Source organism: Candidatus Thiothrix phosphatis, assembly GCF_035668035.1.
Taxonomy (GTDB): Bacteria; Pseudomonadota; Gammaproteobacteria; order Thiotrichales; family Thiotrichaceae; genus Thiothrix; species Thiothrix phosphatis.
In genome coordinates this window covers 13383-39091 of record NZ_JAYMYJ010000105.1, presented here as the reverse complement: position 1 = coordinate 39091, position 25709 = coordinate 13383, and the positions used below count along the sequence as shown (strand labels likewise).

The 25709-nt window shown below is 56.5% G+C and carries 25 protein-coding genes; 20 read left to right on the top strand and 5 right to left on the bottom strand.

Features of this window, described 5'->3' with window-relative positions:
• Position 1: 1 nt before the first annotated feature.
• Positions 2 to 1144 (bottom strand): pyridoxal phosphate-dependent aminotransferase, encoded by a 1143-nt coding sequence (locus tag VSS37_RS10725; protein ID WP_324695076.1) that lies wholly within the window; start codon positions 1142 to 1144, stop codon positions 2 to 4.
• Between VSS37_RS10725 and VSS37_RS10720 the strand changes: the two genes are divergently transcribed.
• The 5 genes from VSS37_RS10720 (at position 1121) to VSS37_RS10700 (ending at position 7035) form a co-directional block, all read left to right on the top strand.
• Positions 1121 to 2011: a peptidoglycan DD-metalloendopeptidase family protein gene (locus tag VSS37_RS10720; RefSeq protein ID WP_324695075.1), complete on the top strand. Its 891-nt coding sequence runs from the start codon at positions 1121 to 1123 to the stop codon at positions 2009 to 2011. The genes VSS37_RS10725 and VSS37_RS10720 overlap by 24 nt on opposite strands.
• 621 nt (positions 2012 to 2632) lie before the next feature.
• Positions 2633 to 3490: a 5-bromo-4-chloroindolyl phosphate hydrolysis family protein gene (locus tag VSS37_RS10715; protein WP_324695074.1), complete on the top strand. Its 858-nt coding sequence runs from the start codon at positions 2633 to 2635 to the stop codon at positions 3488 to 3490.
• Between the two features lie 29 nt (positions 3491 to 3519).
• Positions 3520 to 4704 (top strand): toxic anion resistance protein, encoded by a 1185-nt coding sequence (locus tag VSS37_RS10710; RefSeq protein ID WP_324695072.1) that lies wholly within the window; start codon positions 3520 to 3522, stop codon positions 4702 to 4704.
• Between the two features lies 1 nt (position 4705).
• Positions 4706 to 5800: an SPFH domain-containing protein gene (locus VSS37_RS10705; protein WP_324695070.1), complete on the top strand. Its 1095-nt coding sequence runs from the start codon at positions 4706 to 4708 to the stop codon at positions 5798 to 5800.
• Between the two features lie 14 nt (positions 5801 to 5814).
• A complete protein-coding gene (locus VSS37_RS10700) occupies positions 5815 to 7035 on the top strand; it encodes a TFIIB-type zinc ribbon-containing protein (RefSeq protein ID WP_324695068.1) in 1221 nt (406 codons plus the stop codon).
• Between the two features lie 13 nt (positions 7036 to 7048).
• Here VSS37_RS10700 and VSS37_RS10695 read toward each other — a convergent pair whose 3' ends face one another.
• Positions 7049 to 7654, bottom strand: a complete 606-nt coding sequence (locus VSS37_RS10695; RefSeq protein ID WP_324695067.1) for a hypothetical protein — start codon at positions 7652 to 7654, stop codon at positions 7049 to 7051.
• Between the two features lie 209 nt (positions 7655 to 7863).
• On the opposite strand from VSS37_RS10695, the gene VSS37_RS10690 reads away from it, so the two are divergent.
• The 6 genes from VSS37_RS10690 to VSS37_RS10665 all read left to right on the top strand — a co-directional run bounded on the left by VSS37_RS10690 (position 7864) and on the right by VSS37_RS10665 (position 11540).
• Positions 7864 to 8235 carry a TusE/DsrC/DsvC family sulfur relay protein gene (locus VSS37_RS10690; protein ID WP_324695065.1) on the top strand — a complete coding sequence of 124 codons (372 nt, stop codon included), beginning with the start codon at positions 7864 to 7866 and terminating at the stop codon, positions 8233 to 8235.
• Between the two features lie 194 nt (positions 8236 to 8429).
• Positions 8430 to 8960, top strand: a complete 531-nt coding sequence (locus tag VSS37_RS10685; protein ID WP_324695063.1) for a C40 family peptidase — start codon at positions 8430 to 8432, stop codon at positions 8958 to 8960.
• 133 nt (positions 8961 to 9093) lie between these two features.
• Positions 9094 to 9537: a peptidoglycan-binding protein LysM gene (gene lysM, locus VSS37_RS10680; RefSeq protein ID WP_324695062.1), complete on the top strand. Its 444-nt coding sequence runs from the start codon at positions 9094 to 9096 to the stop codon at positions 9535 to 9537.
• 18 nt (positions 9538 to 9555) lie between these two features.
• Positions 9556 to 10026 carry a YidB family protein gene (locus VSS37_RS10675; protein ID WP_324695060.1) on the top strand — a complete coding sequence of 157 codons (471 nt, stop codon included), beginning with the start codon at positions 9556 to 9558 and terminating at the stop codon, positions 10024 to 10026.
• Positions 10027 to 10079: 53 nt separating this feature from the next.
• Complete coding sequence (locus VSS37_RS10670; protein WP_324695058.1) at positions 10080 to 10514, top strand: gamma-glutamylcyclotransferase family protein; 435 nt, start codon at positions 10080 to 10082, stop codon at positions 10512 to 10514.
• 78 nt (positions 10515 to 10592) lie between these two features.
• The gene (locus tag VSS37_RS10665) at positions 10593 to 11540 is read left to right on the top strand and encodes a MerR family transcriptional regulator (RefSeq protein WP_324695056.1); all 948 of its coding nucleotides are present in this window, start codon (positions 10593 to 10595) and stop codon (positions 11538 to 11540) included.
• Here VSS37_RS10665 and VSS37_RS10660 read toward each other — a convergent pair.
• A complete protein-coding gene (locus VSS37_RS10660) occupies positions 11526 to 11945 on the bottom strand; it encodes a DUF3293 domain-containing protein (RefSeq protein WP_324695054.1) in 420 nt (139 codons plus the stop codon). The genes VSS37_RS10665 and VSS37_RS10660 overlap by 15 nt on opposite strands.
• Positions 11946 to 12018: 73 nt before the next feature.
• Entirely contained in the window at positions 12019 to 14466 is a 2448-nt protein-coding gene (locus VSS37_RS10655; RefSeq protein ID WP_324695052.1) for a sugar-binding protein, read from the bottom strand.
• Positions 14467 to 14685: 219 nt separating this feature from the next.
• Here VSS37_RS10655 and murA point away from each other — a divergent pair, with 219 nt between their 5' ends.
• From murA to VSS37_RS10610, 9 genes are all read left to right on the top strand, one after another.
• Positions 14686 to 15945 (top strand): UDP-N-acetylglucosamine 1-carboxyvinyltransferase, encoded by a 1260-nt coding sequence (gene murA, locus VSS37_RS10650; RefSeq protein WP_324695050.1) that lies wholly within the window; start codon positions 14686 to 14688, stop codon positions 15943 to 15945.
• Between the two features lie 2 nt (positions 15946 to 15947).
• Positions 15948 to 16592 carry an ATP phosphoribosyltransferase gene (hisG, locus tag VSS37_RS10645; RefSeq protein ID WP_324695048.1) on the top strand — a complete coding sequence of 215 codons (645 nt, stop codon included), beginning with the start codon at positions 15948 to 15950 and terminating at the stop codon, positions 16590 to 16592.
• Entirely contained in the window at positions 16589 to 17650 is a 1062-nt protein-coding gene (gene aroG / locus VSS37_RS10640; RefSeq protein ID WP_324695046.1) for a 3-deoxy-7-phosphoheptulonate synthase AroG, read from the top strand. Before hisG ends, aroG begins: the two co-directional genes overlap by 4 nt.
• A 2-nt stretch (positions 17651 to 17652) precedes the next feature.
• Complete coding sequence (gene hisD, locus VSS37_RS10635) at positions 17653 to 18954, top strand: histidinol dehydrogenase (RefSeq protein WP_324695044.1); 1302 nt, start codon at positions 17653 to 17655, stop codon at positions 18952 to 18954.
• 181 nt (positions 18955 to 19135) lie between these two features.
• Positions 19136 to 19651, top strand: a complete 516-nt coding sequence (locus tag VSS37_RS10630) for a hypothetical protein (RefSeq protein WP_324695043.1) — start codon at positions 19136 to 19138, stop codon at positions 19649 to 19651.
• A 128-nt stretch (positions 19652 to 19779) separates the two neighbouring features.
• On the top strand, positions 19780 to 20466 hold the full coding sequence (gene phoB, locus VSS37_RS10625; RefSeq protein ID WP_324695042.1) for a phosphate regulon transcriptional regulator PhoB: 687 nt from the start codon (positions 19780 to 19782) through the stop codon (positions 20464 to 20466).
• Between the two features lie 90 nt (positions 20467 to 20556).
• Entirely contained in the window at positions 20557 to 21771 is a 1215-nt protein-coding gene (locus VSS37_RS10620) for a glycosyltransferase family 4 protein (RefSeq protein WP_324695040.1), read from the top strand.
• On the top strand, positions 21749 to 22282 hold the full coding sequence (locus tag VSS37_RS10615; RefSeq protein WP_324695038.1) for a phosphatase PAP2 family protein: 534 nt from the start codon (positions 21749 to 21751) through the stop codon (positions 22280 to 22282). Before VSS37_RS10620 ends, VSS37_RS10615 begins: the two co-directional genes overlap by 23 nt.
• Positions 22283 to 22324: 42 nt before the next feature.
• Positions 22325 to 22972, top strand: a complete 648-nt coding sequence (locus tag VSS37_RS10610) for a GNAT family N-acetyltransferase (protein WP_324695036.1) — start codon at positions 22325 to 22327, stop codon at positions 22970 to 22972.
• A 2-nt stretch (positions 22973 to 22974) separates the two neighbouring features.
• Here VSS37_RS10610 and VSS37_RS10605 read toward each other — a convergent pair whose 3' ends face one another.
• Entirely contained in the window at positions 22975 to 25692 is a 2718-nt protein-coding gene (locus VSS37_RS10605) for an ABC transporter substrate-binding protein (RefSeq protein WP_324695034.1), read from the bottom strand.
• Positions 25693 to 25709: the final 17 nt, after the last annotated feature.

The following is a 25709-nucleotide window of genomic DNA, read 5'->3' as shown; positions in this document are numbered from 1 at the left end:
ATCAATACGGCAAACAGCAGGCGAGCCTTTCCACCGCCTGCCCTAGCCGTTTGACACCAGTGGTGTAAGCAAAGCGCACATGCACATTTGCCTGATGTGTTCCAAAATCAATGCCCGGTGTAAACACTACGCCACTTTTATCCAGCATATCCAGACATAAGCGTTGGGCGTCTTCGCCAAAACGCTCTGATCCGGCATAAATATAAAATGCCCCTTGTGGCTCACGCTGGACTGAGAACCCTAACTCGCGCAATGCAGGCAACAGAAAATCACGCCGCAACAACAACTCCTGCCGTTGTTGCTCCATGATCGCCAATGATTGAGGGGAAAAAGCAGCCAATGCAGCATATTGCGCGGGTGTTGATGGTGCCAGAAAAATGTTCTGCGCCAACCGGTCTAGCGTTTCAACCGCCCACTCCGGCGCGACCACCCAACCAAGCCGCCATCCAGTCATACCAAAGTATTTGGAGAAGCTGTTGATCACCCAGATATTTTCAGGATTTATCGACAAGGCCGTATAATCATGGGTGCCATACACCAACCCTTGATAGATTTCATCCACAATCAACTCACCGCCATGCTGCTGGACTGCCGAGTAAATATCCCTCAGCGTGTCAGCCCCCAGCACCATTCCGGTAGGATTGGAGGGAGTGGCCAACAATACTGCCCGTGTGCGGACGCTCCAATGTGAATGAATGTGGGCAGAGGTCAGTTGGTAATCTGTATCGGCCCCGACCGCAATCCCCGTTGCCTTGCCCTCAAACAGGCGTACAAAATGGCGGTTACAAGGGTAACCTGGATCAGTCATCAGCACTTCATCGGCGGGATTCAACAAACTCCCCAACACCAGTTGCAAAGCCCCCGACGCTCCGGGTGTGACAAGAATACGCCCTGGTGCAATGTTGACCCCAAAACGGTCAGCATAATAACCGGCAATAGCCTCGCGCAGTTGTGGCAACCCACAGGCTGCCGTGTACTTGGTGCGCCCTGCCTGTAAAGCCCGGATGCCTGCCTCCACAATTGGAGCCGGAGTCGGAAAATCCGGCTCGCCAATCTCCAAATGGATAATATCCTGTCCTGCGGACTCCCGTTTGCGCGCCTCCGCCAACAGCGCCATGACATGGAAGGATTGTATGTCCCGCATTCGACCCGCACTTATGTTATGCTTCATCATCTGTTTCAATACCAACTTGCCAGGTCAATAAAAATGAAAAAATGGTTACTGTTCAGTATCGTCCTGTATTCAGCCAATCTTGCGGCTTTTCCGCGCGCTAACTCAGTTCCTGGTGGCATTGCCCAAATTCCGGTGTCGCCGTTGTCAGGTTCTCCTCCGATTGTACAGTATGAAGGGGTCAGGGTAACGGTTGCGCCTGTTGATAACCAATGGATGGCGCTAGTGGGCATTCCACTGGACGCAACGGCCGGAACACAGGCGCTGTACCTGCAAAATGGCGAAACCATCAATTTCCAGATCCAACCCAAGCAATACAGAACCCAACAAATCAGCATAAAAGATAAAAACAAAGTCAATCCGGATGAAGAGTCCTCACAACGCATCATTCAGGAACAGGCTATTCAAAAACAAATCAGAACCCATTTCACTGAAGAGCCGCCAGCCTTGGATTTCATTAGGCCTGCGCCTGGCCATGATACCGGACGCTTCGGGTTACGCCGCATCATCAACAATCAGCCACGCAGCCCGCACAGCGGCATGGATATCGCCGCCGCCAAAGGTACGCCAGTCAAGGCGGCAGCTGCTGGACAGGTGCTCTATACGGGCGATTTCTTTTTCAGTGGAAACACCATATACGTTGATCATGGTTCAGGCATTATCAGCATGTACGCCCATTTAAGTGAAATCGACGTACAGCCTGGCGATGTCGTTCAACAGGGGGAAGTTATCGGTAAAGTCGGCAGCACTGGCAGAGCCACTGGCCCACACTTGCATTGGTCTGTCTATTTGAATGGCGAAGCAGTCGATCCAGCCTTGTTTTTATCGAGCAAAAAATAACCCAGAGGTTAAGGTTCGATTCAGTGACCCAAGCTTACCATAAGCACAACTTCAGCAAGGAATCGTGAACTTGGGGTTTGTGGTAACGGTTTCGTCGTCAGAAGTATCTGAAATACAAAAATAAGCTGTTCCGCCGTTCTGACACTCAATGGCATAAGAGATTCGGAATGACGGCGCGCTGAAGTTTCATTTCTCAAACTTACCCTACCAACCGGCCATTCATTGGGGAGCTGGTTGAAAGGTAAGGATTGAGAACCGGATTGAAGGCGTCAAACAGGGGGTTTGCCTTCATCCCTCCGAAGTTTCTATAGCTTCGGCGTTCTTGAGTCACCTTCACAAAACGCGGGTCTTTCATGACCCGCTTTTTTTTGTAATGATGCCTATTATATACAGCTTCCGTTCATAAATAAAATCTTTTTCTGCGCCAGAGGCTTGAATAGAATAGGTGATGGCCTCATATACACGCTACACTTAACCACTGATTATAAAAAGAGGACGAAGGCATGGCGTATGCGTTAAAAAAAATAGTTGGCTTCATTCTTTTGTTGGTCACGGTTGGGGGTGTCAGCATGCTTTCCATCTTCCACCTGATCCCTCCCCTACTCGGCTAAAGGAAATGTCATGACTGCCGCCAAACGCTATGATTCTACCATCCATGACATGCGCTACGGCATCAAGGGCATCCTGCTTTACTTGTTGCCGTTGCCAGTCCTGATTACCGCTATTGCCTCACTGATACGGGGCGCAGTGTTTGACACCCTGCTTACAGGTGGGGCATTTGCCGCATATATGTTGGGTGCCACCATTGCCCGCCAAGGCTTCAGGCTACAAGGCGAATATGAGCGCAAAAAGATTGCCCGCGCCCCATCCACCCCGTTCAAAACCGTTGCAGCTTTGCTGATCAGCGCCAACACTGCCCTGTTGGATTGGTGGGCATCCAGTTTCACGCTCTCCGCCATTCCCGAAGCTTTGCTGATTGGCGCGGCCGCCTTCCTCGGGTTCGCGCTCTACTATGGGCTGGATCCCCGCAGGGACAAAGCAAATGGGCTATCCATCGGCGTCACCATCGATGAAGTGTTGGACGCCTTGGACGCCGCCAATATCAAAATTGATGCCATTGACAACGCCCGCCACAAAATCAGCAACCCGGAATTCAACGCCCGCCTGCAACGCATCACCAGCAAGGCGCGTGAAATACTCGACAGCATCGAAGATGACCCGACCCGTCTGAGCCGTGCCCGCAAGTTCCTCAAAGTCTACCTGGATGGAACCCAACAGGTGACGGAAGGCTATGCCCGCACCCACCAGGGGCAACAGGCTGTCCCTACAGCCTTGGAAACCAATTTCAGCCGAGTGCTCGACTCACTTGAACAAACATTTACAGAACAGCAAGCCAAACTTCTGGAAGACAACCAGTTTGACCTGGATGTGCAAATGGAAGTGTTGGAAACCCAGTTAAAACGTGAAGGCGTCCTTTAAATCATAAAGATACTCAGGAGAAAACCACCATGAATGAAGCCCAGACCACGACCGTCACAACCGCCACCCAAACAGCACCAGCGGTTGTCCCCGGCACTGAACTTGCACCATTACCGGAAGTCTCCACTGAGCTGGTTGCCTATGATCAGGCCGCAGAGCCGCAAAAACACCAAATAGAAAACATTATTGACGAAATTGACATGCAGGATCGCAGCAGCATCATGTTCTTTGGCACCAAAACCCAAGAACAGATGACCGCCATTTCCGAAAAGATGCTCAATGGCGTGAAAAACAAGGATATTGGCGCGGCAGGTGCCGCCCTGACCAGCATGATCACAGCCATCAAGGGCTTTGACGTGGAAGCCCTCAACCCGAATGAAGAACCCAGTTGGTGGGAAAAGCTGATCGGCAAAGCCAAACCTGTTGTGGAGTTCATGAGCAAATATGAAGATGTGCGCAAACAGATCGACTCCATCACCGACCAGATGGAAGCCCACAAAACCCAATTGCTGACCGACGTCGTGACGCTCGACAAGCTGTATGAGGCCAACCTGGATTTCTTCCACAACCTGGAAACCTACATCACTGCCGGTGATGAAAAATTGCGCCGCCTGGACAATGACGACATCCCCAAACTGGCCGCTGAAGCCGGGGCAAAAACGGATGACCTGATTCTGGCGCAAAACCTGCGTGACCTGCGCAGCGCCCGTGATGACCTGGAACGCCGCGTGCACGACTTGCGCCTGACCCGTCAAGTGGCGATGCAAAGCCTGCCCAGCATTCGCCTGGTGCAAGAAAATGACAAAACCCTGATCAACAAAATCAACTCCACCCTGATCAATACCGTACCGTTGTGGAAAAACCAATTGGCGCAGGCAGTCACCATTTTCCGCATGAGCGACGCCGCCAAAGTGGTCAAGGAAGCGGGCGACCTGACCAATGAACTGCTGGAAAAAAATGCCGAAACCCTGCGCCTGGGCAACGAGGAAACCCGCAAGCAAATGGAACGCGGCGTGTTTGACATTGAATCCGTCAAGAAAGCCAACCAAACCCTGATCGAAACCATCAACGACTCGCTGCGTATCGCCGACGAGGGCAAGGCCAAGCGCGCCAAAGCCGAAGGCGAACTCCAGACGATGGAAAGCAGCCTGCGCCAAGCCCTGCTGGCCGCCAAAGCCAGAACCGACAACCCAACCCAAGCGACAGGAGCCTGACATGGGACTATGGGACAAACTGATGGGTGAATTCGTTGATGTCATCGCCTGGACTGATGACAGCAACGACACCATGGTGTACCGCTTCGAGCGGCACGGCAACGAGATCAAATACGGTGCCAAACTGACTGTGCGTGAATCACAAACCGCCATTTTTGTGAACGAAGGCGAAGTCGCCGACGTGCTCGGCCCTGGGCTATACGTGTTGGAAACCAAAAACCTGCCGGTGCTTTCCACTTTGCAGAGTTGGAGCCACGGTTTCCAAAGCCCGTTCAAGGCGGAAGTCTATTTTTTCAACACCAAGCAGTTCACCAACCTGAAATGGGGAACCCGCAATCCGGTGATGATCCGCGACAGTGAGTTTGGCGGGGTGCGGCTGCGCGCATTCGGCACCTATTCCATCCGCATTGACGACGCCCGCAAGTTCATGCAGGAAATCATGGGCACTGACGGCCACTTCACGGTGGATGAAATCAGTGACCAACTGCGCAACCTGATCGTCACCCGCTTCAGCAGCGTGGTCGCCAGCGCCAATATCCCGGTGCTGGACATGGCCGCCAACTATGAACAACTGGGTCAATTCGTCACCCAGAAAATTGCGCCTGAATTTGCTGCCTATGGCCTCAAGCTGACCAGCATTCTGGTGGAAAACATTTCCCTTCCCACCGAGGTGGAAGATGCGTTCGACAAGCGCGCCAGCATGGGCGTGCTCGGCAACCTGGACAAGTACCTGCAATACCAGACTGCGCAAGGCGTCGGCAGCGGCAGCTCCAATAGCGCGCTGGATATGGGCATGGGGCTTGCCGTCGCCAACAAGATGTCGGAAGTGCTGAACAGGCCGTCGGCCCCAACACCGCCGCCGTTACCGGACGCCAACTGGCATGTCGCCATCGGGCAGGAAACCAAAGGCCCATACTCGCTCCAACAGTTGCAGCAAATGGCGCAAAGCGGCCAGCTGAACACCGTCACCTTGGTTTGGCAGACAGGCATGGAGAATTGGCAGGAGGCGGGGAAAGTCGCGGCACTCAATGGGGTGTTCGCAAGCCAGCCGCCGCCGCCCATCCCACCTTCCGCCCCTCCGCAAGGCACAGAATAACAACGAAAACTTGAATGGCGGACAACACCAACCAACAGCACTTTCCCTGTGAAGAGTGCGGCGCTGACCTGACCTTCAAGCCAGGAACCGACACCCTGGTTTGCGGATATTGCGGGCACACCAACCTCATCCGGCAAAGCACCGGCCAAATTCGGGAATACAATTTCGAGCAGGCGCTGCGGGCCATAGAACAAGGCAAGCTGCGCCCGCTCGACAACACCCAGGTCATCAAGTGCCCCAATTGCTCCGCCATTTTTGAACTGAAACCAAACCGCAATGCGGGCGATTGCCCGTTCTGCGGCACACCAGTCGTCACCGGCACGGAACAGGTGCGCCTGTTCCAGCCGAAATCCTTGCTGCCATTCCTGATCACCGAAAAGGATGCGCGCAGCGCGTTTGACAACTGGATAGGCAACCTTTGGTTTGCGCCTTCCGCCTTGAAAGACAAGGCCAAACGGGATGAAAAGCTGTTGGGCATCTACATCCCCTACTGGACATTCGATAGCCATACCGACACGTTTTACCGGGGGGAACGGGGAACAGTTTATTACGAACGGCAGCTCGTCACCGTCATCGTCAACGGGCAGCCACGCCAACAAATGCAAACCGTGCCCCGTATCCGCTGGACACCGGCAAGCGGGCGGGTGAGGCTATTTTTCGACGACGTGCTGGTTGGGGCGACCCGCACCCTGCCCCGTGCCATCCTCGACCGGCTGGAGCCATGGGACTTGCCGAACCTGGTTCCCTACAGTGAAAGCTACCTGAGCGGCTTCCAGAGCGAAATTTACCAGATCGACCTGGATGAAGGCTTCGAGGAAGCCCGCAGCATTATGGACAGCCGCATCTATAACGCCGTGCTCAGCGACATTGGCGGCGACCAGCAGCGGGTCGCCAACCTGCAAACCCAGCATTCCGCCCGCACCTTCAAACATTTGCTGTTGCCGGTCTGGTCTGCTGCGTTCCGCTACAATGGCGAAACCTACCGCTTCGTCATCAATGGGCGCAACGGCAAAACGCAGGGCGAACGGCCTTACAGCATTGTCAAGATTGTGTTTGCCATTTTGCTGGGGTTAACCGTACTGGGTGGGCTAGCCTATTACATGGAAAAAAGCGGCGTATTTGAACAAATGATGGGGCAAGGCGTGGAATACTACCAGCAACAGCCGGGGCACCATTTTCCAGCGCCCAACCGATATGACCCTTACCGTTATAACCCCCGCAACCATTACCGTTAACCGCCCCAGCTGTTCAGACGCCATAGAGTTGCTGCATCAGGCGTATCTGCCCCACTGTCGCCCAGGATGCGTCCACGAACAGGACAATATCCCGGTGGGAAGTGCCCTGCTGCATTTGCTCAAAAATATTACGCAATGCCATGGGTGAAAGCGGCTGGTTTGCCCTCAGCAACGCAATCTGTGCCATTGCGCCAATAGGAGGCATATCCGCCAACAATTGCCCAGGCTGCAATACGTGCACCGGGAAATATTCCTTCCATGCCACAGGCAGCGCTGGCATGGCCAAGTTTTCCACCAGCAACCCGGCCACTTGCTCCCTCAGATAGCGTTCAACGGCGACCTGTACCTGCGCCCACACCCCAGACTGCATCAGCTCATGGTTAATTTCGACATAATAGCTAAAATCAGCGCCTAACTCCGACAACCAGAAAGCCGCATCCATCAGTGGAGCCTGCCAGCCACCTGCCGGTAGCAACACGCTGTTGAATTCGGTGGCGTAATACGACACATGCCAATCCGGCGGCAAATCATCCGGATAAAACGTCAGCGACCAGTCGGCAGGCTCCCAGCCATAACCAGCCAGGGTAAGGCTGCCGAAACAGGGTCGAAAATCAATCATCGGACTGCTCCCATACCAGTTTATTCAGAAGCATAACGCATGCCCCTTCTAAGTTTTCGCCAAGCATTTATGAAAACCTCCTCCGTTATTACTTGACTTGGATACTAAGGAATACTACTTTAGAGGTATATACAAATATAGCAGCCCCTACCAGTAGAGATAGTGCTGTTTACCATCGCCACAAAAGCCAAGATCAGGAGGGTTAAGTCATGTTGTTTAGCGATGTTTCTTTGGATGAAATGTTTCCTCGGGCAGAACCTGTTACGCGCGCGCCATTGCCTGTACTTAAAACTGAAAACATTTATGGCCTGATTAAACGAAATGCCCGCGAGCGCAATATTGAGCTAACGCCCGAACAGATGGAAGCCATTAATTTTGTGCTGGATTTTTATGAGCATTGCGATGATTGCCAGAATGCCAGGATGCTGGCTGATTTGATGCAGGAAGAATTCGCCCCCATGGGAGGACGCAAATACCTATACCAGCTTTTTCCAGATGGCCCATTGAGCACCATTCACGATTTGGCTGATTTGCCCAAACTAGGCAATGAAACCGATAAAAGTTTCGGCACCAATTGGTAAAGATTTCCGATTTTCTATAAACCCCTCCAAATATGATGTTTGGAAGGGTTTTTTTGTCTGTGTTCAGTTTTGAACTTATAGAATTAACCCTGGTTCTAAATGCATAACAAAAAGCAGGGTATAAAATCATGGGGAAAATTAAAACAGCTATGCTGCTGGGGGCTACAGCAGCATTTATAGGGGGTTGCGCGCCAATGGGGGCATACCCGCAATATGCGCAATATCCTTATTGGAACCACACGGTTCCGGGTGTATATCAGGCCAGTTATAGCCAGCCATATCCATCCCAATCATCTTTTTCACAACCGTATCAACCGTTTTCGCAGCAATATGAACCAGCTGATGCGCCTGTCCGGCGCGCTCTGCTGGCTCAAGCCCATCAGGCACTGGGCACACCATACAAACTGGGTGGGGAAACGCCCCGTGAAGGCTTCGATTGCAGTGGCCTGACGCAATATGTGTACAAAAATGCACGCGGCATAACCCTGCCACGCACTGCTGCCGAACAAAGCAATGCCAGCCGTACCATCAGTTTTGAAGAAATGCGCCCCGGCGACCTGATTTTTTTCCGCACCAGCGGAGCTGCCGTCAATCACGTCGGCATTTACATCGGGCGAGGGGAATTCATTCATGCAGCCTCAGGTGGCGGAAAAGTTTCTATCGACAACCTCAGCAGAACTTATTGGCAACAACGGCTAGTTAAATTCGGCGCGTTCCTGGCCTAAAACAAACTACAGCCCCATTGAACCTTATTGTCATTTCTATCGACTGATCATCGGTTTAAATGCTGATTTGCAATAAACCGGCTATACTATGCGTGGAGATTGATCCACTCGTAAATACATAGGAGAAAATAAGATGGGACTGTTCGATTTTGCCCGTGACATCGGCAAGAAACTGTTCGGTAAAGAGGAGGAAGCACCCGCAGCTCTCCAACAGCACATCGAAGAAGACAACCCTGGCGTCAACGGATTGCAGGTTGATGTTAAGGATGGAGTCGCCACACTGAGCGGAGAAGCAAACTCCGCTGAAGCCATGGAAAAAGCGGTCTTGATGGCAGGCAACGCATTGGGCATCCAGGAAGTCAAAGCGGACAACATGACTATCGCTGACGGCAGCCAAGTGGCTGGTGATGACGAGTTTTACACCATCCAAAAAGGCGACACCCTGTGGAAAATTGCTGAACATGCCTATGGTGATGGCTCCAAATTCAATAAGATTGTGGAAGTGAACCGTGAAGTCATCAAAGACGCAGACAAGATCTTCCCTGGCCAGAAAATCCGTATCCCCAAAAATATCTAACCGGAGGTATCAACAAAAATGGATATGATGCAACTCGCAGCCCAACTGTTCAAAAACCAACTGGACAAAGACCACGATGGCCAATTGGAAATGACTGAAATCGCCTCCGCCCTGATGGGGCTGATGGGCAACAGTCAAAATCAGGCTCAAGCTGGTGGTTTGGGCGGTTTGGCCTCCATGATCTCCGGCATGCAAGGCGGCGGTGATTCCGGCCTTGCATCACTGGCGGCTTCATGGCTGGGCAATGGTGCCAACCAGCAGCCTTCTGGCGGCCAGTTGGCCCAGATGTTCGGACAGGACAAGATCGCCGCTTTCGCCCAGCAACTGGGCATTAGCCCAGAACAGGCTGTCAGCGGTTTGCAAGCGTCTGTTCCAGAAGTCGTTGACAAGGCGTCCCCAAACGGCTCATTGGATATGAACAGCTTGTTGAACGCCGTGGGTGGTGTACAAGGCGCGATGGGTCTGGCAAGCAAATTGTTTGGCCGTTAAACCAACAGCTTGACTACAAGCATTAAAAGCCGCCCTTTAAAGGCGGCTTTTTTATGTTACCATTCAAGATCATGGCAAATATCTTCACCTACGGATCATTGATGTTTGACCGCGTGTGGGCGCGGGTCGTAAAAGGCTGTTACGCCTCGCAATCCGCTACCCTGCATGGCCACCAGCGACTGGCGGTGAGGGGTGAAGACTATCCCGCCGCCATTCCAGCCAGCCAGCATTTCAGCATCACCGGCGTATTATATTTAAGCGTCAGCTCCGTCGACATTAAGCGGCTGGATGATTTTGAAGGCGAATATTACCTGCGCCTTCCTGCTCCGGTCACAACTGCAAACGGCCATACCCGTTTAGCTGAAACCTATATCCTCAAACCCAGCTACCGGCACATCGCCGAACCTTTCGCCTGGGATGAGGAGCATTTCCGCACTCAAGGCATTGAACGCTTCCTCACTCGTTATCAGGGTTTCCACGAAGTATGACATACATGGGTATAATGTCCTGATTGCATACTCTACAATACTGATACAAACCTTGTGACGCCTCGCATTGGTACAATCATGGCTGATGAAACCGCCCTATTCCCGATTGGCACTGTCTCGGAACAGACCGGGGTAAACACTGTCACCTTGCGCGCTTGGGAACGTCGCCATGGCTTGCTGAAGCCACACCGCACCCCCAAGGGCCATCGCCTCTACAGCCAGCAGGATGTGGAACGGGTCAAACAGGTGCTCACCCTGCTTGAGCAAGGGATTCCCGTCAGCAGGATACGCGACGTGCTCGACAGCAACAAATCACGCCCAATGCTGTTACAGCCTGCCAGGGACATCCAAACCGACAACCCATGGCGGCATTACCGCGCCCTGTTCCAACGCTGGATCCGCCAGCTCGACGCCCGCTCGCTGGAGCACGCCTTCAATGAGGCCGTGTCGCTATACTCGCTGGAGCTGGCCTCCCAAAAGCTGGTGCTGCCGTTCTACCGGCAATTGTGGGAACAGCAGGAACTATTGCCGTCCACAGCGGCGGATTACGCTTTCCTGCATGAATTCTTGTGCGCCAAGCTTGGCTCCCGCTATCTGCAACACAATAGCCGCGCCAATGGCAAACGCCTGCTGATCGTGAATACGGCGGGGCATGACGGGCAAGTGGAAACCTTGTTGCTGGCCAATATCCTCAGCCATCATGGCTACCAAGTCAGCCTGTTGGGCGCGCAAACCACGCTGGACCACCTGCCACTGATACTGGAACGCGCCTCTTTTGACGCCCTAGTGCTGCCCAATAGCGCCTGTATCCCCTCAGCCCTCTCCATACTGGTGGAAATCAGCAGGCTCACCGTATTCCTCTTTGGCCTTCAGAACGAATGGACAGCCGAAGCACCGGAAAACCTGCCGATTTACTGGCTGCCGGAAGAGTTGGGTGAAATCTGCGCCGCCATTGACCAGGAACTGGCGAAAGCGGGCGTGGAAACATGCGCGGACAAAGCAGGCTTCCCTTCAACCATCCAATAACACCAGTTGCGGAATGGCGTCAGCGTCCATCCACAAAATGGCGTTTTGCGCATATTGGCGGCCTAATAATTTGGCGTCTTCCAACTCCAGCCCCGGCACCAGAAAGCTCTCCTCGCCCTGCCATTCGCCTGCCGGATCAAGCCCGATCGCCGGGATGGCGGCATAACCAGCCTGCCGTAACTGGCTCGCCAGCCGCCGCTGGGCGCGGGCGTTTTCGGCGTCCCCCACCGGCCAGCTATACGGGTTGCAGGCAGTGATGAAAGCGGCGCAGTGGCTGCCGGTTTCACGCAGCAAATCCACCAATTCTGCCGACGGATTGTCGGTCGTCAGGGTAAACACACCCTGTGAATGCCGCACCTGATAGAGGGTGGCGTGATAAGCCGCCAATAGTTCAGGCGTCACCATAGTAGGTTCCTCGCTCTCTCATTATTGCTGTTATCCTGGCGGACGGGCACAAAGCCCGCCCCTTGCGCCATTATCACTCGCTGAGGATTACGCCCCCAAACAAGGAGGGATTACGCCAGGATTCGTCCTGCCTCGCTTTCCAGGTCAGCTTGCCGTCACGGTCGCCACCATCGTCGTCATCGTCCACATGCACATCCAACCCCATCCGCTGGCCGGGGCGGGGAACCACGCGCAACGCACTCCACGGCAAGGTGACTTCCAGCACATAACCATTCGCGGAACGGGTAATGGCATGGTTCATCGGCACACTGCTCACAGGAGGCGAGTTTTTGCCTAATGCGACCTTGCCGTCCTTGAGGCTGAAAATGAAGTGGAAATCGTTGCGCTGGTCGTACTGGGTGTTCATTGACCCATCCGCGTCCAGGTAAATTTCCACAGCGTCATCTTCCCAAGGCACACTGGAATCGCTGACAAATGGGTGGTCATCTTCCACCGACACCCGCAGGTAAAGGTTCTGCGGATCCCAGCTTGCCTGCCATATCGCCGCCAAATCCCGTGCACCGTCTATCTGCCCGTTGACCACGGAGCGGAGCTGATAGGAGGCGCTGCCCTGCCAAACGTCATTGCGGTCACGCACCTGCCTGATGAGGGCGTTCCCACCCGCCGCGTATTGTTCATTGGCACCATTCTGCATGTCGACCAGGATGCGCCCAGACACAGGTGCCGCCGCTTGCGCAGGAACCCCGCCATCTGCCGGGGATGGGGCATCAGCGGCCCCATATTGCGGTGCAGTGGCGTCCAGGGGTTCAGATTGGGTTTTCAGCGCCTCCAACGTCACCACTGGCTTGGCGTGCCGCACCAGCGTATTGCCGGAACAGCCTTCCCACCAACATTGGTTGGAGCGGATGAAACTGATCATCGCCTGGTACTTGGGCGCTTGCCCAGCAGGCTGGGTGATGTATTCCTTGATGCCAAAACTGCCGTACTTGCGGTACGTGCGCGGCGAAGTGTACTGGACAAACAGCTTGCCGCCCGCTTGCCGCCAGCCATCCAGCAGGCGTTTATAAATGACGCCCATTTGCGCATGGCGGTTGGCCTGATAGAACAGGTTGTTGGGATGCTGGTTGTCGGACTTGGTGTTCCAGTCCACCAGGTGCTGGCCGCCCTCGTAAGCGACCAGGTCGACGCCAAAACTTTTCGCCATGTCCGCCTGCTTGCCGATGGAGCTGATTTCATTCGGTAGGGAATGCGGGTATTTGGGGTCGGTCATGATCTGGAAAATCTCACTCACGCTGCGCGCCCGGCGCAGGGCGTCAGTGTCGCCATACACATACGGGGCCACCGCATAGGCGTCGGTATAACGGTAAGCGTCCCCAAACGACAGGATGGCCTTGGTCATTTGCGTGCTGCCCACCAGCCCCGACATCACCCGCACCAGCCGCGCATTGCCCTGGAACGCCTGTTCCCACACCCGGAAAACCTCCACTGAACGTTTGGAATAATACTTCCAGGCCGCCTGGTTCGGGTCAGCATCCAGCCCCAACCGCTGCCCCTGCTGCTTGACGTAGGCATGTTGGGTGAAAATGCCGTTCCAGGCTTCATTGGTGTACTCCACATACACCTTCAGAGTCGGGTCAAGGTTCACTTTCACGTATTCGGCAAACCGGCGGATGAAATCATCGCTGGCCGCATGCGGCATGGAAAACCACGGGTCCGCATGCAGGCGGTTGGCCAGTTCCACCATCACCTCCATCGGCGCACCGCGTATCCCTTCCGACCCGCCCCAGGTCTGCTGGTCGATACTGGCGCGGTCTTCCCACGCATACACCGGATTGCGGGTGATGCCACTCATGTTCATGAAACGGATGACGCGGAAATCCTTCATGTAATCCAGGTAATCGGGGTTGAAAATGATTTTGCCGGAGTATTGTTCAAACGCCAGATAATCCCCCCGGCATTGCCCCGGCCCCGCCACCCGTTGGAAAGGGTTGCTGGAACAGACACCGCCCGGCGGCAAGATGCGGATATTGCGCACGTAATTGGCCGGATTGGTCGCCTTGATGAACAAGGTCGCATTGAATTCATTATCCTTGCCAGGCTCCAGCATGATGGTGTCGCGCCCGGGCGTATGCTCCATCAGGGTGGCGTCATTGCCGTATTCCAACGCGCCTTCCCCATCGTATAGCACCACATACGGGCCGCGCGGAATGGCACCCGCTGGCAACCGGCTGACAAAACGGGTGCCCGCCTGCCCCCCCTGGGAAATGCTGGTCGGCCAACCATTGCGGTCATACTGGATATTGCCCTTGTTCAATTGCCGCGCCTCCCGGAACGGCAGGGACATTTTCATCAGGTCGATGAACGGCGCACTGGCGTCGTCGTCCATGATTTCGTTGGTGTTGGTCCCTAAAGCGGAATAAGTATTGTAAAACGCCCCAGCTGGTTGCGTCGCCGCCAACCCCAGCAGCAACATGAAAGCCAAAACAGGACGGCTTCCCCAAAAATGGTGAACTTTTGTCATGAGTAATTAGACCCTAGTGTGTGTTGCCCGACGGCCTCCCGCCCCCGCGTGCCTGCCGTCGTTTTCCCCATTGTGGTTTTTTAGAAGCGGGCTACTTTTATTAAGTTCCCCTGATCAACCCCATCGCATGAAAGTTTGTACTTTGCGGTGTATCCACCAACAATTTTCGCTATTATTCCATCCTTTTGCTGACAAGCGACTGAACCGGGTCTTAATACCATGCAGAAACTGATTATCGAGGGCGGCGTCGCCCTGGATGGGGATGTGGAAATTTCCGGGGCGAAAAACGCCGTCCTGCCCCTGCTGGCCGCCACCCTGCTGGCGGATTCCCCCATGACCATCCGCAACGTGCCGCGCCTGAAGGATGTGACCACACTGTCCGCCGTCATCGCTGGCATGGGTGTGCGGATTGAGGCGGACGAACATAACAATATCCATGCCGACACCTCCACCATCAAGCATTTCTGCGCGCCTTATGACCTGGTGCGCACCATGCGCGCCTCCATCCTGGTGCTGGGGCCGATGCTCGCCCGTTTCGGTGAGGCGGAAGTTTCCTTGCCCGGCGGCTGCGCCATCGGCACCCGCCCGGTCAATATCCACATCACCGGCCTGGAAGCGATGGGCGCGAAAATCGTGGTCGAAGAAGGCTACATCCGCGCCAAAGCCGACCGCCTGAAAGGCGCACGCATCGTCATGGACATCGTGACCGTGACCGGTACAGAAAACCTGCTGATGGCAGCGGTATTGGCGGAAGGCCGCACCATCCTGGAAAATGCGGCGCGTGAACCTGAAGTCGTCGACCTTGCCAACTGCCTGATTGCCATGGGCGCCAACATCAAGGGCGCAGGCACCGACAAGATCACTGTCGAAGGCGTGGACAGCCTCAAGGGCGTGGATTACACCGTGCTGCCAGACCGGATTGAAACCGGCACCTTCCTGGCCGCCGCCGCCATCACCGGCGGGCGGGTGCGGGCATTGAAAGCAGCGCCTGACACACTCGATGCTGTGCTGCACAAATTTACTGAAGCCGGGGCGCTGGTCGACAATGGCGATGACTGGATTGAAGTGGACATGCGTGACCGCACTTTGAAAGCGGTGGACATCCGCACCGACCCATACCCAGCGTTCCCGACCGACATGCAAGCGCAGTTCATGGCAATGAACGCCTTTTCCAAAGGCATTGGCGTCATTGTCGAAACCATTTTCGAAAACCGCATGATGCACGTCGCCGAGCTGATGCGTCTGGGCGCAAATATCCGTCTGGAAGGCAACACCGCCATTGTCGCCGGTATGCCCAACCTGAAAGGCGCGCCGGTGATGGCGACCGACTTGCGCGCTTCCGCCTCACTGATCCTGGCGGGTCTGGCAGCGCAGGGCAAAACCACGGTCGACCGCATTTACCACACCGACCGTGGCTACGAAAAAATTGAGGAGAAACTTTCCCGCCTGGGTGCGCGCATCCAACGGGTGAATGCTTGATTATGAAAGGAACACTGACGATTGCGCTTTCCAAAGGGCGCATATTCAAGGATACCGTGCCGCTGTTGCAAGCTGCGGGCATTGTGCCATTGGAAGACCCGGAAACCAGCCGCAAGCTAATCCTCGACACCAACCGCCCCGAAGTCAAACTGGTCATTATCCGCGCGACCGACGTGCCGACTTACGTCCAATACGGCGCGGCTGACCTCGGCGTGGCGGGCAAGGACGTGCTGATGGAACACGGCGGACAGGATTTGTACGAGCTTCTCGACCTGCAAATCGCCCGTTGCAAGCTGATGGTGGCGGGTTTTGCAGGCAAACCACTACCGGACGGCGGCCTGAAAGTCGCCACCAAATTTGTCAACTGCGCCCGCCATTATTTCGCCGAGCAAGGCCGCCAGGTCGATGTGATCAAGTTGTACGGCTCAATGGAGCTGGCTCCGCTGGTCGGGCTGGCCGACTGCATCGTGGACGTGGTTGACACCGGCAACACATTAAAAGCAAACGGACTGGCGCCACTGGAACACATGGCGGACATCACCTCCCGCCTGATCGTCAACAAGGCTTCGATGAAACTGAAACACGAGCCTATCCGCAACCTGCTGGCCCACCTCCAGTCAGCGGTTGAGCAGAGGAACATACAATGAAATACCAGACTGACGACTTGCGCATTATCGGCATTCACGAACTGACCCCGCCGATGGAGTTGCACCGTGAATATCCGTTGAGCGACATAGCCACCGAAACCGTGTACGCCGCCCGCCAGGAAGCGCACCGCATCCTGCACGGTGAAGATGACCGCCTGCTGGTGGTGACTGGCCCCTGCTCCATCCATGATGTGGATGCGGCGCTGGAATACGCTGCCCGCTTGCAGCACATACGCCACCAATTGAAAGGCCAGTTGCACATCATCATGCGGGTTTATTTCGAAAAACCGCGCACCACCATTGGCTGGAAAGGCCTGATCAATGACCCGGATCTGGACAACAGTTTCCACATCAACAAGGGCCTGTGCCTGGCGCGCAAACTGCTGCTGGAGCTGAACAACGTCGGCATGCCCGCCGCCACCGAATACCTGGACCTGATCACGCCGCAATACGTCGCTGACCTGATCAGTTGGGCCGCGATCGGCGCACGCACCACCGAAAGCCAGGGGCACCGCGAACTGGCTTCCGGCGTTTCCTGCCCGATCGGCTTCAAGAACGGCACCTATGGCAACCTCAACATCGCCATCGACGCCATTGGCGCCGCTTCCCGCCCGCACCATTTCCTGTCCGTGACCAAGGAAGGCCGCACCGCCATCTTCGCCACCAAGGGCAATGAAGACTGCCATGTGATCCTGCGCGGCGGGCAAGAGCCCAATTACGACGCCGACAGCATCGCCAAGGCGGTGGCGGCGTTGGAAAAGGCCAAACTGCCACCGTACCTGATGGTTGATTTCAGCCACGCCAACAGCTGCAAGGATTACCGCCGCCAGCCGGAAGTCGCCGCTGATGTCGCCGAACAGGTTGCAGGCGGCAACCGCTCCATCTGCGGCGTCATGATCGAAAGCCATCTGGTGGAAGGCAACCAGAAAGCCGACGGCAAAAAACGCGAGGAACTGGTTTACGGCCAAAGCATCACCGACGCCTGCATCAATTTCGACACCACCGAAAAGGTGCTGGAGCAATTGGCCGAGTCGGTAGAAAAACGCAGGAATCTCTGAACATGCTCAACATCAAGGAATTAAACACCCGCGACGCCAATTTCTGGCAGGAGATGCAGGATCTGCTGGCGTGGGAAAGCGTCTCTGACGATGCGGTGTTCAACACCGTCAACGGCATCCTGAAAGATGTGCGTACCCGTGGCGACGAAGCGGTGGTGGAATACACCAACCGTTTTGACCGCATGAGCGCAGGCAGCATGGCGGAACTGGAAATCCCGGCTGCCCGCTTGCAGGAAGCCCTGAACAAGATCACGCCAGGACAGCGTGACGCCCTGCAACTGGCGGCCGAGCGCATCAAGGCGTATGCCGAACGCCAGAAAATGGATTCGTGGAGCTACACCGAAGCGGATGGCACACTGCTGGGCCAGCAGGTGACGGCGCTGGATCGGGTTGGCCTGTACGTGCCCGGCGGCAAGGCGGCTTACCCATCGTCCGTACTGATGAACGCTGTGCCCGCCAAGGTCGCCGGTGTGCCGGAACTGATCATGGTGGTGCCGACGCCTGCGGGCGAAGTGAACGAGCTGGTGCTGGCAGCGGCGGCCATTTCCAACGTTGACCGCGTGTTCGCCATCGGCGGCGCACAGGCGGTGGCGGCGCTGGCTTACGGCACGCAAACCGTCCCACAAGTGGACAAGATCGTCGGGCCGGGCAATATCTACGTCGCCACCGCCAAACGGATGGTGTATGGCGCGGTTGGCATCGACATGATCGCTGGGCCTTCCGAAATCCTGGTGGTCTGCGATGGCAAGACCAACCCGGACTGGATTGCAATGGATCTTTTCTCCCAGGCCGAGCACGACGAAGACGCGCAATCCATCCTGGTATGCCCGGACGCGGACTTCATCGCGCAGGTCAAAGCCAGCATCAACAGGCTGGTGGAAGAAATGCCGCGCAAGGAAATCATCACCACCTCGCTGCAAGGCCGGGGCGCGTTGATCCTGGCGCAGGATTTGGATGATGCCATCAAGGTCGCCAACTACATCGCGCCGGAGCATCTGGAGCTTTCCGTGGAAAACCCGCGCGAAGTGGCCAAGCAAATCCGCCACGCAGGCGCGATTTTCATGGGCCGCTACACGGCGGAAGCGCTGGGCGATTACTGCGCCGGGCCGAACCACGTATTGCCGACCTCCCGCACTGCGCGCTTCTCCAGCCCGCTGGGGGTGTATGACTTCCAGAAACGTTCCTCGCTGATCGACTGCTCGGCGGAAGGTGCGTCGGAACTGGGCAAGATCGCGTCCATCCTCGCGCACGGCGAAGGGCTGACAGCACATGCGCGGTCAGCGGAGTACCGGATCAAGCCTTAACCACTTCCCCCGCAATACGCTGGCCTGACATCAGGCCAGCCCGGCAATGCGGGCGGGTATCCGGCAAATAGTTCACAGCAACCCTAAAAAATGCAGTTTCCCCTCTTTACATTAGAAAATTCTAATATTATGATATTCACACGCTAAAGCTTTCCACTGACAAACGCTAGGAGAACAGATTATGAAACTGCAAGTTATCGCATTCGCTTCTTTGGTTGCCCTTTCAACTGTCGCCGCTGCTGACTGGAGCAATGGCTTTGACAACGGCAGCGGTTACGGCAATGGCAATGGCAACGGGACTGGCTATGGCAATGCTTATGGCAACGGTTACGGCAATGGGGCTGGCGATGTCAACGGCTGGGGCCGTGGCAAAGGCAACGCAGACGGCGAAGTTGAATTCAGCATCAACTTCAAAGGCAAAGGCAAAACCGACATGGACACCGACGTTGCAGGCAGCGGCCGTGGCAATGGCGACTGGTATGGCGCTGGCAATGGTTATGGCTACGGCAACGCCTACAACAACCTGTACGGTTACGGCAACAGCTATCAAAACAACCCATGGGCTTATGGCTACAATGGCATGCCGCAAATGGCGCCACAAATGCCACAAGCTCCAGTCCCAGTGGCCGCGCCTACCGCCAGCGCCACTGTTGCAGCACCAGCGGCACCAACTGCCGCAGCGGCTCCTGCCAAGTAATCAGGCAAACCATTTCAGCACTGTAAAAGGCGTCCTTTCGGACGCCTTTTTTATTTTCAGTCTGTCACGGAACTGACATACACCTGCGCTTTAATGCCCGTGGAGAATGGAATTCACACAGGTTTAACATGAGCACTATCCTGATCGTAGAAGACGAGCAACCTATCCGCAATATGGTCGGCTTTGCGCTGGGACGCGCCGGTTTCGAACTGACCGAAGCCGCCAACGCCGAACAGGCTTACGCCGAAATCGACCGCCAACGCCCCCAACTGATCCTGATGGACTGGATGCTGCCCGGCATCAGCGGGCTGGAGCTGGTGCGGCGTCTCCAGCGCGACGCCAATACCCAGGATATCCCCATCATCATGCTGACCGCGCGCGCTGAAGAAAGCGACAAGATCAACGGTTTCCACGCTGGGGTCGACGATTACATCAGCAAACCCTTTTCTCCTGCCGAACTGGTGGCGCGGATCCAGGCCGTCCTGCGCCGCACCCATAACGCCCAGCCCTCCGAAGTGCTGGAATACGAGGAACTGGTGCTGGATTCCCTCAGCCACCGCGTCACCGCGCGCGGGGAAGAACTTGAATTTGGCCCTACCGAATATCGCCTGCTAAAATTCTTCATGCAGCACCCTGATCGCGTATACAGCCGTGAACAATTGCTCAACAACGCTTGGGGACGCAACGTGTATGTGGAGGAGCGGACAGTGGATGTGCATATCCTGCGTCTGCGCAAGTTGTTGGCACCGCACGGCCTGGCCCATTACATCCAGACAGTGCGGGGGGCAGGTTACCGCTTTTCCCCCAACCCCTGACCTGCCCAACCAAGCGGCCAACTAAACGCAACCGTCACAAAAGCGTCACCCGTCTGCAGTATTTACCCTTCATAATCAGAAGTATGTCTAATGCAAGATTACGTAATTGTGACTGCCCCCAACCTCAAACTTATCCAACGCAACACCCGGCTGGCGGTCGTCACCGAAACTTGGCCGCCGGAAGTCAACGGCGTCGCCAACACCATTTACCGTCTGGTGGAAGGCTTGCGCGCCCATGGCGGCTACCACATCCAGCTGGTGCGCCCACGCCAGAACCCGCGTGAACGCGCCACGCAGACGGAAGGTTTCCAGGAATATCTGGTCAATGGGCTGACCTTGCCGTTCTACCGTGAAGTGCGCCTCGGCTTCCCGCAATACAACGCCCTCAAGCGGCAGTGGAAAAAACAGCGCCCGGACATCGTGCAAATTGTCACCGAAGGCCCGCTCGGCTATTCCGCGATGAAGGCGGCGAAAAAGCTCGGCATCCCGGTGATCAGCGATTTCCACACCAATTTCGACCAATACAGCCGCTATTACCGCCTCAGCAGCTTCTTCAATCTGGCGAAGCGCTACTTGCGCCATGTCCACAACCAGACATTGGTGACACTGGTGCCGACCCAAGAACTCAGCCAGCAACTGGCGGCCAGCGGCTATGAAAAGCTCGACATCCTCGCCCGCGGCATCGACTCGGGGCTGTTCAACCCGCAACGCCGCAGCGAACACCTGCGCGCGCAACTGGGCCTGCGTCCTGACCAATTGCTGGTGACGCTGGTGACACGCATGGCGCAGGAAAAAAACCTGGATCTGGCGTTCGCCGCTTTCCGCGCCATCCAGCAAGTGGTTCCGGATGCGCACTTCCTGCTGGTCGGCGATGGCCCGGAACGCAAACGCTTGCAGGAATTGCATCCCGACTGCCTGTTCGCGGGCATGCGCCGGGGAGTGGAACTGGCGGAACACTACGCCAGCGGCGACCTGTTCCTGTACCCCAGCACCAGTGAAACCTTCGGCAATGTCATCATGGAGGCGATGGCCTGCGGCCTGCCGGTGGTGACGTTCGACTACGCCGCCGCCCGCGAACATATCCGCAGCGGTGACAACGGCATGGCGGTGCTGCTGGATGACAATGACGCCTTCATCCAAGCCAGCGTCGCCCTGGCGCAGGACGCCGCCCTACGCCAACGCATGGGCACCGCCGCCACCCTCACCGCCCACGACCTGAGCTGGGAAAAAGTGGTGCGGCGCCTGCACGACACTATCCAAACCGTCCTCCACGAGGTCAGCCATGAAACTGTTACATCAGCTTAACGACCGTGAAATTCCGCTGTGCCTGCTGTTCAACCGCATCAACCACTGGAAACCGGTCAGCCTCTTTTTCGCCGCTGTCAGCCGCCTAGGCGATGGCATTTTCTGGTATGTGCTGATGCTGATGCTGCCGTTGATCTATGGCTGGCCCGCCGCACAGGTTTCCCTGCACATGGGGCTGGTGGCGCTGGCGGGGCTGACGGTCTACAAATTGCTGAAAACCTCCACCGGGCGGGTGCGCCCTTACAGCCATAATGACGACATTTTCCAGAATGTGGCGGCGCTGGACCAGTTCAGTTTCCCGTCCGGCCATACCCTGCATGCGGTCAGCTTCAGCCTGGTGCTGCTGCACTATTACCCCGAATGGGCCGTGCTGGTGATTCCGTTCGCCACGTTGGTGGCGTTGTCGCGGGTGATCCTGGGCCTGCACTACCCCAGTGACGTGCTGATCGGCGCGTTGCTGGGAGCCGGGCTGGCGGAAGGCAGCATCTACCTGTTGCCTTACCTGCCCTGACCCCTAGCCGCGCTTTCCCACTAACTGGAAAGGAGTTTCGCCATGACTTTGCAGCCTGTCATACTGGAGGGGCGGCTAGTCCGTCTTGAGCCGCTCCATGAGCAGCATATGCCTGACCTGTTGCACGCCGCGCATGACGAACGGCTGTGGCAGTACATGTTCTATGGCAACTTGGCCGAACCAACGTACATGGAAGCCTTCATCGGCAGCGCCATCCGCCTGCGCGAGGCCGGAACCGACCTGCCGTTTGCCGTCATCCACCAAGCGTCCGGCAAAGCCATTGGCAGCACCCGGTTCCGCGACATCTGCATGAAGCACATGAAACTGGAAATCGGCGCCACTTGGTACGCCAGCGAACACCAGCGCACCGGCATCAACCTGGAAAGCAAATACCTGCTGCTGCGCCATGCGTTCGAAACCTTTGGCGTCCTGCGGGCGCAATTCAAGACCGACATCCGCAACGCGCGTTCGCGCCGTTCACTGGAAAAGATGGGTGCCGTGCTGGAAGGCGTGCTGCGGCGCAGCGCCATCATGCCGGACGGCGTCATCCGCGACACCGCCGTTTACAGCATCCTCGACACCGAATGGGGCGTCGTAAAACAGGGGCTGGAGGCGCGCTTGCAACAGCAGCGCAACCCGCTGGAGTTCCTGTTGCCGACAATCTCTGGCATGCCCCACTACGCCGGGTAAGGTCAGGCCGACTGCCTGGCCGCCAGAAAACGCAGCAACACTTGCCGCAACTGTTTTATTTCAAACGGCTTGGCCAAGTAAGCGTCCATGCCGCTTTCCCGGCAACGTTCACGGATGTCGGTGGAAGCATGCGCCGTCAGGGCGACCAAGGGCAGATCCCGCCAGCGCGCATTCTGGCGGATGCGCCGGGCCAGTTCGTCGCCCTTCATGCCCGGCATTTCCACATCCAGCAGCACCAGGTCGAAAGGCTCATGCTCCAGCCGTTTCAGCGCTTGTACGGCGGTGTCAGCGGTCTGGACATTGCACGCGAACTTGTGGAGTATTTCCACCCCGATCATCAGGTTCAGCGGCTCATCATCGACCAGCAACACCTTGGCGCCTGCCAACGCCCCCGAACCGGCATCCTCCAATGGCACTGAAGCCTCCACCCTGGCCTGCGTCCTCGTCTCCACCTCGAAATTCGCCGCGAAGGAAAACTCACTGCCAACGCCAGGGATGCTTTCCACCCGGATTTCGCCGCCCATCAGTTCAACCAAGCGGCGGCTGATGGAAAGGCCCAGCCCCGCACCTTTGATGGCGATGGCGTCGCTCTGGCCTTCAATGCGCGTGAAGGGTTCAAACAGGCGGCTGCGCTGGCTGGCGGGAATCCCGATGCCCGTGTCACGCACACAAAACAGCAAGCGCACCTGGGTATGGGTGCGGGACTCCATGCTGACATGCAACGACACCTCCCCCTTGGTGGTGAACTTGATGGCGTTGACCAACAGGTTGTTCAGCACCTGGCTCAGGCGCAACGGGTCGCCCACCAGAAACGGCGGAATGTTTTTTTGCGCCACCACCTGAAAGCCCAGCCCTTTGGCGTGGGCCTGCTCGCCCACCACGTACTCCACGCTTTGCAGGATGCCCGGCAGGTGAAACGGCGCTGGCCGCAAGCTGGCTTCCCCGGCCTCGATGCGGGAAAAATCCATGACATCTTCCACAATCCCCAGCAACAACCGGGAAGACGCAAACAATTGCTCGGCGTATTCGCGCTGCTTACTCCCCAGCTCCATCTGCTGCAACAATTCAGCCAACCCCGTGACGGCGGTCAAGGGCGTGCGGATTTCATGGCTGATATTGGCGAGGAAAATGGACTTGGCGCGGGTCGCCGCATCGGCCTTTTCCTTGGCCTGCTGAAGCTTCTGCCGGGTATCCACCTGCGGGGTGATGTCCATGATCAACCCCTCCAGGAACAGCGGGACGCCCTGCATATCCCGCTCCACGCAATGCCCCTGCTCCCACACCCAACGCCAGGTGCCGTTCCGGTGGCGGACCCGGTAATTCAGCTGGTAGGCATGGCCGTCCGCCACAGCGGCGCTGACCTCATCCCAGACCTGATCCTGATCATCTGGATGGATCAGGCTGTTGAAACTGTGTCCCTGAACGCCCAGGAAATGGCTGGCCGGATACCCAATCAGGATTTCGCACCCATCGCTGATGAACTCCATCGCCCATTGGCGGTTATAACGGCAACGGTAGGCCATGCCCGGCAGGTTGCCGATCAGGCTTTGCAGGGTGCGGCGGCTTTCCTGCAATAGGTTTTCGGCTTGTCGCCGCTCTTGCATGGATTGCTGCAACAGGGAATTTTGCGCCTGCAAGCGCCCATTGAACCAAGCCAACACCCCGCTGCCTGCGAAACCCAACAAGATTGCGCCTCCCAGGACGCCCAACACCCACCACAACCAGCGATAATCCGGCCTTTGCTCCGGGTCATAGAGGAAGCCAGCCAGCCTGCTGGTGTCGTTCACCATTTCCAGTTTGACGAAAGTGTCCGCCATCCGCCGCCAGCGTTCGCTGTTCATATGCCCGATCTGCACGATGTCCGGGTTCACCAGTTCCCGGATGCGCCCCGCTTCAAACCGCAGGGCATCGCGTTGCAAGTTGGGGAAACGCTCCAACATCAGGCTGATGGTTTCTTCGGGATTCTCCAGCGCATAACGCCACCCCCTGACAACAGCGCGGTAGAGGGCCGCCACTTGTTCAGGGTGCTCCTGCAACTGCCGTTCCGTGGTGAACAGGGTGTCGCCATAGAAATCCACCCCGTAATTGATGGGCAAAAGATAATGGACATCCCGCCCCGCCAGCTTGTTCTTGAACGGGTCATTGGTCATGTAGGCAAAATCGGCATCCAGCTTGCCGGACACGAGCGCATCCGTGCCGATGCTGTTGGGCTGCAAGGAAAGCGCATCCAGCTTCACCCCTTCATTCACAAACATGGCGGCGATTTCCACAATCGGCTGGCCACCCACCAGCATCCCGACACGCTTGTGCGCCAGATCGTGGGGCGTCAGCAAATTGGAATTCCCCATCGTCATCAGCGCCGCTGGCGAATGCTGGAAAATACTGGCCACCGCCACCACCGGCTTGCCCTGCAAACGGTGGTAAACCAGCTCCCCGGCCTCAACGCCGTATTGCGCCCGCCCATCCAGCACTTCAACCATTGGCGCCACCTCGGGGCCGCCGGGTTGCAGCGTCACCTCCAGGCCTTCTTCCCGGAAAAAGCCCTTGGCCTGGGCGGCGTAATAACCTGCAAACTGGAATTGCGGCACCCATTTCAACTGCAAGACCACCTGGTCAAGTGGTTGCTGGGCCGCCAGCGCCGGATGGTGCATGAACACACCCAGCAGAATCACCCATACCCGACCGTACCTTACCAATGTTCCCGAGCAACGATTCAACACACCGACAGCTTCCTCAA